This is a genomic window from Mycobacterium sp. (genome assembly GCF_049281135.1).
Lineage (GTDB): Bacteria > Actinomycetota > Actinomycetes > Mycobacteriales > Mycobacteriaceae > Mycobacterium.
The window spans coordinates 1-6,655 of sequence record NZ_JBAPRN010000143.1; the positions used below are offsets into that span (position 1 = coordinate 1).

At 61.8% G+C, this 6,655-nt stretch carries 10 protein-coding genes, 4 tRNA genes and 1 pseudogene; 7 read left to right on the top strand and 8 right to left on the bottom strand.

All coding sequences use genetic code 11. The features are described from left to right. Window positions 1–9: 9 nt before the first annotated feature. Window positions 10–267, bottom strand: a complete 258-nt coding sequence (locus tag WAN02_RS05720) for a hypothetical protein (protein ID WP_422263205.1) — start codon at window positions 265–267, stop codon at window positions 10–12. A gap of 286 nt (window positions 268–553) precedes the next feature. Here WAN02_RS05720 and WAN02_RS05725 point away from each other — a divergent pair, with 286 nt between their 5' ends. Beyond that, the gene (locus tag WAN02_RS05725; protein ID WP_422263206.1) at window positions 554–925 is read left to right on the top strand and encodes a hypothetical protein; all 372 of its coding nucleotides are present in this window, start codon (window positions 554–556) and stop codon (window positions 923–925) included. A gap of 149 nt (window positions 926–1,074) precedes the next feature. Here the strand turns inward: WAN02_RS05725 and WAN02_RS05730 are convergent, their stop codons facing one another. Next, a complete protein-coding gene (locus tag WAN02_RS05730; protein ID WP_422263207.1) occupies window positions 1,075–1,458 on the bottom strand; it encodes a hypothetical protein in 384 nt (127 codons plus the stop codon). 179 nt (window positions 1,459–1,637) lie between these two features. Here WAN02_RS05730 and WAN02_RS05735 point away from each other — a divergent pair, with 179 nt between their 5' ends. After that, window positions 1,638–2,078, top strand: coding sequence for a DUF732 domain-containing protein (locus WAN02_RS05735; RefSeq protein ID WP_422263208.1), 441 nt, complete (start codon window positions 1,638–1,640; stop codon window positions 2,076–2,078). 61 nt (window positions 2,079–2,139) lie between these two features. Here WAN02_RS05735 and WAN02_RS05740 read toward each other — a convergent pair whose 3' ends face one another. Beyond that, window positions 2,140–2,367 carry a hypothetical protein gene (locus WAN02_RS05740; protein ID WP_422263209.1) on the bottom strand — a complete coding sequence of 76 codons (228 nt, stop codon included), beginning with the start codon at window positions 2,365–2,367 and terminating at the stop codon, window positions 2,140–2,142. A 282-nt stretch (window positions 2,368–2,649) separates the two neighbouring features. Between WAN02_RS05740 and WAN02_RS05745 the strand changes: the two genes are divergently transcribed. After that, a complete protein-coding gene (locus WAN02_RS05745; RefSeq protein ID WP_422263210.1) occupies window positions 2,650–2,826 on the top strand; it encodes a hypothetical protein in 177 nt (58 codons plus the stop codon). A gap of 424 nt (window positions 2,827–3,250) precedes the next feature. Here the strand turns inward: WAN02_RS05745 and WAN02_RS05750 are convergent, their stop codons facing one another. After that, the gene (locus tag WAN02_RS05750) at window positions 3,251–3,838 is read right to left on the bottom strand and encodes a hypothetical protein (protein WP_422263211.1); all 588 of its coding nucleotides are present in this window, start codon (window positions 3,836–3,838) and stop codon (window positions 3,251–3,253) included. Between the two features lie 454 nt (window positions 3,839–4,292). Here WAN02_RS05750 and WAN02_RS05755 point away from each other — a divergent pair, with 454 nt between their 5' ends. After that, window positions 4,293–4,655, top strand: a complete 363-nt coding sequence (locus tag WAN02_RS05755; protein ID WP_422263212.1) for a hypothetical protein — start codon at window positions 4,293–4,295, stop codon at window positions 4,653–4,655. A gap of 5 nt (window positions 4,656–4,660) precedes the next feature. Here the strand turns inward: WAN02_RS05755 and WAN02_RS05760 are convergent, their stop codons facing one another. The 4 genes from WAN02_RS05760 to WAN02_RS05775 all read right to left on the bottom strand — a co-directional run bounded on the left by WAN02_RS05760 (window position 4,661) and on the right by WAN02_RS05775 (window position 5,409). Continuing rightward, complete coding sequence (locus tag WAN02_RS05760) at window positions 4,661–5,068, bottom strand: hypothetical protein (RefSeq protein ID WP_422263213.1); 408 nt, start codon at window positions 5,066–5,068, stop codon at window positions 4,661–4,663. A gap of 77 nt (window positions 5,069–5,145) precedes the next feature. Further along, window positions 5,146–5,220 (bottom strand) — tRNA-Val (locus WAN02_RS05765). Window positions 5,221–5,234: 14 nt separating this feature from the next. After that, window positions 5,235–5,308 (bottom strand) — tRNA-Cys (locus tag WAN02_RS05770). Window positions 5,309–5,336: 28 nt separating this feature from the next. Then, window positions 5,337–5,409, bottom strand: a tRNA-Gly gene (locus WAN02_RS05775). 171 nt (window positions 5,410–5,580) lie between these two features. Between WAN02_RS05775 and WAN02_RS05780 the strand changes: the two genes are divergently transcribed. The 3 genes and pseudogenes from WAN02_RS05780 to WAN02_RS05790 form a co-directional block, all read left to right on the top strand. Continuing rightward, a tRNA-Val gene (locus WAN02_RS05780) sits at window positions 5,581–5,652 on the top strand. Window positions 5,653–5,884: 232 nt separating this feature from the next. After that, window positions 5,885–6,373: a lipoprotein LpqH gene (locus WAN02_RS05785; RefSeq protein ID WP_422263214.1), complete on the top strand. Its 489-nt coding sequence runs from the start codon at window positions 5,885–5,887 to the stop codon at window positions 6,371–6,373. A 73-nt stretch (window positions 6,374–6,446) separates the two neighbouring features. Then, window positions 6,447–6,655: pseudogene (locus WAN02_RS05790) on the top strand (hypothetical protein); the annotation flags it as partial.

Below are 6,655 nucleotides of genomic sequence, written 5' to 3' on the forward strand. Positions count from 1 at the left end.
GCTTCCACCTCACGGCTGCGGGACGTATTGCTGGCAAGGTCGAAGGTCGGCGCCGCCGGGGCAGAGCAGCGGCAGTTGCGTCCAGCCGCCGTAAGTGCCCGGCACGTCCCAGGTGTTTTGCAGCGGCCCGTTGTATCGCGGCGGCCCCTGGCAGTTCCAGTCGCCTTGGAACAGGCAGCGAGGCTCGGCGCCGGCCGGCGCGGAGCTGACGATGCCACCGAGCGTGAGTGCCGCCGTGGTAGCGGCAAAGAATAAACGCATCAACATGATCTGGCCTCTCTCCGGTGGGTCGGGACGCTACGCGCGTCCACCGACACCGATGCCTGATCGGCGCGTGCCGCGAATCGCCGACAAGCGGCCATTGTGGCTGGACGGGCGGGTCACGCACCCCGGCGCCGCGGTGGCGGCGCGGCCCTGGGTCAAGCATTTCTCGACATCGTCCGCAAATCAGATAAGGATTCCGAAGACCGGTAGATCTGCGCGTTATCCGCGAACGGCCCAATCTGCGTAGGGTATTCTTCGCGTCCAGGGGGCGAGAGATGGAGCCTCACCGGTGACCAGCAAACCCGAAGACGCAACATGGATCGGACCCTGGGAAGACGGCCGACGACTCTTTGACGGGCGCAGCTGGACAGTCGAGCACACCACCCATAACGGACGGCCTCACCCGATCACCGTCGCCGTCATCGGCACGCAATACGACGACGGTCGCGTCCAGAGGCGCATGGTTGTTGACGTCCCTGGTGACCCGATCACGCCAGCGGAGGCCCGTCAGGTGATCGAGGCGCTGACTGAGGCCGTCGCGATGGCAGACACCGAGGCGACACTCCAGAAAAGGTCGCGGAGGCACACCCCGCCGATATCGGGCCGCCCCGGAGAGCGGAAAGAATGGGGCGGCCCGATCACTTACTCAGACGTCGGCTAGGGCGTTCCCGGGAAATCCCAGGTCCCCACGTCCGGTGACCAGGTGCCTGCACAGGCAAACTTTCATTTGCGAATGCTGTCAGCTACGGCACGCAAATACTTGCGTCGCCCACAACTGCTTGAGCCGATGGTGCATGCAAGGGAAGCGCCCTATTGGTTGCAAACGGTCACGACTATAGGGCTTCCGCCGGCGGCGCTGCCTCGCCTGCCGCTGTCGGTGCCGGGAATGGTTGCGGTGCTTCCTGGCGCGGCGGGCACGGTGCCGGAGGTGTTGGTGTGGGTGAGGTTGAACTCGCCACCATCGACGGTTCTGTGCCAGTTGACCGCACCATCCTGGTACCAGTACGTCACGTTGCTGTCGTAGATGATGCCGAGATAGTTGGTGTCTTCATGGCTACTGGCGGTGAGTTGTGTTCCGTTGAGGGGCAAACAACCCGGGACGTTGGCGACCGCGACGGGGACGGCGATCGTCGCAGGCACGGCGATCAACACCGCCGCCGCCGCCGCGACAGTGGAGAGCTTGGACCAGTCCATAAGTCGCTTCCCTTCCGGACGACCAGGGCGTTGCTGACCTATCGACCATCAGACCCGTGGCGTTACATCAGCGCGGCAGGCTATACACGCCGTGCTCATTCCGTACCTATGGACGTCCTGTCGTCGCGAGGGTTGAATTAATACCGAGCAGATGGCACCGAAGAAATGGAAATCCTGCCGTGCGCACCGGCATCACCAGCCTTGCAGACGCTCTGGTTAGCGCCTCGGTGGTGCTGACCGCCGCAATTATTTGCGCCGGCGCAGCACGCGCCGACCCAAGCCAGCAGGATCAGCAGGACCAGTTTGTGGCGCTGCTCGAACAAGATCAGGTTCCCCTCATTGATAACTTGCCTGCTCTCGTCGCCAGAGCCCATCAAATTTGTGCCGAACTCAATGGCGGCGCCTCGGTCTATAAGGTGGTAGACGAAGAGATGAACGGCATATTCGAGGACAACCCGGCTTTGCGCCAAGAGTCCGCTCGGGTTCATAGAACCGCGATCAGATTCATCGCCGTGTCGGCGCAAGTCTACTGCCCAAGCCATCTGACCGATCCGTATATAAGCGACGACGTGGGCTTCTTGAGCCTTGGTCCAGTGGCAGGGGTGCGGCAGCAGACGTAGACGGGATTCGTTGTGGGACAAGAGGATCTTCGCCACAATTGATGCAGCCGTTCAAGATGTATTACCGGGCCCGGCGAACGGGTTGAGATGCCTGCACATCTCCGCCCAGATAGCAGCGGTGCAGACGAGTGATGTGGGCCTGCGTTTCATTGACGTCTCGCCGCAACGCTGCGGCGTCTGACTGCCGGTCGTGTTTTTCGAGCCAGGTCATCTGGCTGATCATCTTGTCCCGTACTTCGCACAAAGCCCGGATCAGTTGCGCGGCCTGTGCGGCATCTCGTTCCCCCACCGCGGGATTGTCGCACCGGTTGGTTCGCCAGGCACCTTGAAACGGGCCGCCGCGAGGAGAGCGGGGCGGGGCGGTCAACCGTTCAGCACGTACGACGTCGGAAAAACATAAGTAGCGGACTACGGACGACAGTCGCACCGCATCGGCGCACCATAGAAGGGTGAGCCATTGGCCCCGCTCCGAGGGGTCATTCAAACGGTTTAAGGGGTGAAGAAGATGGGAAATGTTGTGGAGATGCCGCGAGGCGAGCCGCGTCCTCCGGCCTGTCGGGAAGAGCGTCGCGTGACCGCCATGGCCGCCGCATACGATGCGCTGGACTCCCTCATCATCGAACTCCACCAGCTCCGTGCCGACAACCGCAGGCTTAACCTCGAACTCGCCGCTGCACACACCCAACGTGACAGCTCTTCAAGTGTCAGCCCGCTTGACGGCTTCACCGGTCGCCCCGTGATGTGGTAGCGGCGGCGCTGCCTGGACAGTCATATCGGTTGTGGGCGAGGCGGTTTCGGCGACGCCGTGAGTACCGACGAACGGCTCGGTAGTGGTGTTTATGGAATCACGGTTTTCGCCGCATATCGGGCCAAGAGCGGCGTAATTTTTAATCGACTCTGGGGCCTACACCAAGCAGGGGAGACAGGTCCGCGGTCGCGAAGTCGGCAATGCTGTCCCGGCTGCGGCGCGTAAAGGGCCTTCCCATACCAGCATCGCCATTGCATATGACGATCGCGGCATGAGCACCAGACCGCAGAAACCGACCAGCCGGGATCGGTGTAAGCGTGGCCGGCCTCGTTCTCAGGTGCGTTCGTTCCGATCCGCTCGCCAGGCAAGTGAGAATTTGGACAAATTCAACACGCAGCGAAGAGGATCGCCTCGGCGATCTGGCCTACGGTGCGAAGTCAGCGCAGGCCACACCACACTCGATAAACAGTATGTAGTCAATATTTACGAGCTGGCCGACCCCATTGCTGAGGAGGGTATCAATGTTTTGAAGGGTGGTAACGAATGAGCTGTCAGTTGCACTGCCATCTATGTCGGTGTGGAGCCGTTCAAGCCAGTCCTCTAGGGAGTTAGTGCCCGGGAGATCGTTGGGGTAACCGATAAGGGCCTCAGTTAGGGTGGTAAAGCCACTGGTCAGATCGCTTTCAAGCGTGGAAAAGCCACTGACGAGATTGCTATCGAGACCGGAGAGAGTACCCAGACCTGAAAGGTCATTGGTCAGATCGCTTTCCAGAGTTGAGAAACCATGGGTCACATCGCTTTCCAGCGTGGAAAAGTCACTGGTCAGGACATTTTCTATGCCTGACAGTGGATCGGGGAGCACGATGGTGGGGCCGGCAGCAAGCTGGACGTCGGGCAGGTGAACGTGAGGTATGGCGGGTGACGGTGCTGTCGCTGGAGTGAGCGCGATCAGGCTGGCGCCCAATGCCAGGGCGACTGCAGCGATGGCATGGGGGCGAAGTGCTTGTTGCATGACCATGATCTCCTTCTGATAGGCACCAGCTATTCGACGCGTGTGTCACATCGTGGCGCCGACTGTACCTGAGAAAGAGGTGATAAACCACACATAGTTAGCTGTGGTTTAGATGATTAATATTTAAGAATCTGTCTGGGTCGTGACTGTTGGGATTTATGATTCTCCTGTGACTTGGTTGGCATATTTCGTGACTTCCCGCATTGCGGTGGCTCGCTCGCTGTCGCGCCCTCAATGAATGCCGCGATCCCGCCGCCTGCGCCACCGATAATCATGCTGGGATCACGCCGACGCGCGGTTCGGCCACGGCGACGTGGTACCCCGAACCATCGACAATGAGTGTCCGCAAATCAGACAAGGATTCCGAGACCGGTAGACCCGGGTAAAATAGTTACGCTTCGTAGCGTATTGTTTCGCGCCAGGGGGGCCTACAGACCACAGAGGAGCCCCATCCGTGACCCGCAACCCCGAAGACGCAACATGGATCGGCCCTTGGGAAGACGGCCAACGACTTTTCGACGGGCACAGCTGGACAGTCGAACACACGACCCACAACGGACGGCCTTACCCCATCACTGTCGCCGTCATCGGCAAGCAACATGTTGACGGGCGCATCCAAAGGCGCATCGCTGTTGACGTCCCTGGTGATCCGATCACGCCAGCGGAGGCCCGCCAGGTAATCGAGGCGCTGACTGAGGCCGCTGCGTTGGCAGACATCGAGATGGCTCCGAAGAAGGGGTCGCGGAGGCCCACCCCGCGTGCATCGGACCGCCCCGGAGAGTGGGACGGCCAGATCACTTATTCAGACGTCGGCTGAGGCGTTCAGGTTCCCAGCGGGAAGTCCCATGCCCCGGTGTCGGGGTTCCAGTTCCCCGAGCAGGCACGTGGCACGGTGCCGCAGATCGGCGGCAAGCTCCGCAGACCCCCGACAGTTGGCCCTGCCGGGGACTGAATTACGTAGGGCGGGGACGGTTCTCGTGTCGGATCGGCGCTAGCAACTTGGGAAAATTCCCCGGTTGCCGCGACCAGGACGACGCCGAGCACAAGCAACTTCATCGCTGGATGCTCGCACCGAGGTCCGACAGCTCGTCCGCTGTCCCGGTCTCCCACGCCCTGGACCGCGAGATCGCCAGTGACTCCGGCGGTTTCGGTGACGCGGCGAGCCCCGACGAACGGGTGAGTGGTGGTTTTCAGGGTGGTGGTGCCCTTCCTCGTTGCGTAGGACGCCACTTGGGAAAGCTATTGCACATTTGTTGCACGACCACTGGTGAGGGTGTCTAGATCTAGACCTTCACCTGGGTAAAGCTTGGTGCGCGATACTGGGATTGAACCAGTGACCTCTTCCGTGTCAGGGAAGCGCTCTCCCGCTGAGCTAATCGCGCCGGGGAAATAAATCTGGAGGTGGAGACGGGAATCGAACCCGTGTGCACGGCTTTGCAGGCCGTTGCCTCACCACTCGGCCACTCCACCGCTGGGGTTGATGCCATTCGCACCTTCGAGCGGATGACGGGATTCGAACCCGCGACCCTCACCTTGGCAAGGTGATGCGCTACCAACTGCGCTACATCCGCGCGCAACGGACGAGATCGTCGCCCGGTGCGAAGCACGACAATAGTCCAACCGAGCGGGACCGCACAAATTTCTCGGCAACGACACGCGCGCCGTTGTTTTAACCTCGGGCAGCACGTTCTGCCGGCGGGGCTGCGCGTGCTAATCTTCGACGTCGTTTCGCCTGCTGCACCGGTCTCGTAGCTCAGCGGAAGAGCGCCCGCCTCACACGCGGGAGGTCGCTGGTTCGAACCCAGCCGGGACCACCTCTGGATCGTCGCGGCTCACCGTTCGCGGATGCTCCTCGATCACTGCTCGTTCCTCCAAACCGTTGTGCGCTGCGTTTCAAATGCCCGGCCGCGGGCTACTGCATCCAGAGCAGGCAACCGCGTAAGGTCGCGAACGGAACGAGCCCTTGCCCGTGCATCCCGGATGACACGGCATCGATTGCCTTGAGCGCGCAGGTAGCAAAAGTCGGCGACGAGGTAGAGGAGACCAGTGGCAAAGCAACAGATTTTGGTTGGCATCGCGGCCGCGGCCACCGTGGTAGCAGGCTTGGCCGGCTGTTCGAGCAACAAGTCCGGCACTAGCGAAAGCAGCAGCAACAATGCGCCTGCTGCGGGCAGCACCAGCGCGCCTGCACCTGGCGGTAGCAAGGTCATCATCGATGGCCAGACCCAGAATGTCGCCGGCCAGGCCACCTGCACTCAGGTGAACGGCAATCTCAGCATCGGGATCGGTGATCCGACCGCCGGCGTTGGCGCGGTTGTAACCAACGCTGACCCGCCAGTCGTGCAAGCAGTCGGACTGGGCAATCTGACGGGCGTGACACTGGGTTACTCGGCCGGTGCGCAGAATCAAGCCAACGCGCAAGCGACCAAGAGCGGCAATTCCTACACGATCAAAGGCACCGCGACGGGGATTGCCTCAGCCGATCAGCAGCAGCCGGTGAGCAAGCCATTCGAGATTGACGTGACTTGTCCCTAAGGGCGTCGCCCGCATGGCGAAGCCGCCAGATGTCGTTGTTCATCAAGCTTGGAAGGGACTGACAGGTATGTATGTGAAGCGCGTGGCAGGCGCGGCATTCGCGGCAGCCCTTGGCATGTCGGGATTGGCAGTCGGTGCGGGAGTTTCCGATGCCGCTCCGCTGAAGCCGGCGCCGACTTACACCGGCTTCGGGCCAATCGCTGACGCCCCACCCGGTCCAGGACCGGGTCCCGGCCCTGGGCCCGGCCCCGGCGGACCTGGTCCCGGTGGGGGATCGGGTGG

Excerpts from the sequence above, each read along its gene's own strand:
- WAN02_RS05720 (WP_422263205.1), bottom strand. The coding sequence starts at position 267 with ATGTTGATGCGTTTATTCTTTGCCGCTACCACGGCGGCACTCACGCTC.
- WAN02_RS05730 (WP_422263207.1), bottom strand. The coding sequence starts at position 1,458 with ATGGACTGGTCCAAGCTCTCCACTGTCGCGGCGGCGGCGGCGGTGTTG.
- WAN02_RS05750 (WP_422263211.1), bottom strand. The coding sequence starts at position 3,838 with ATGCAACAAGCACTTCGCCCCCATGCCATCGCTGCAGTCGCCCTGGCA.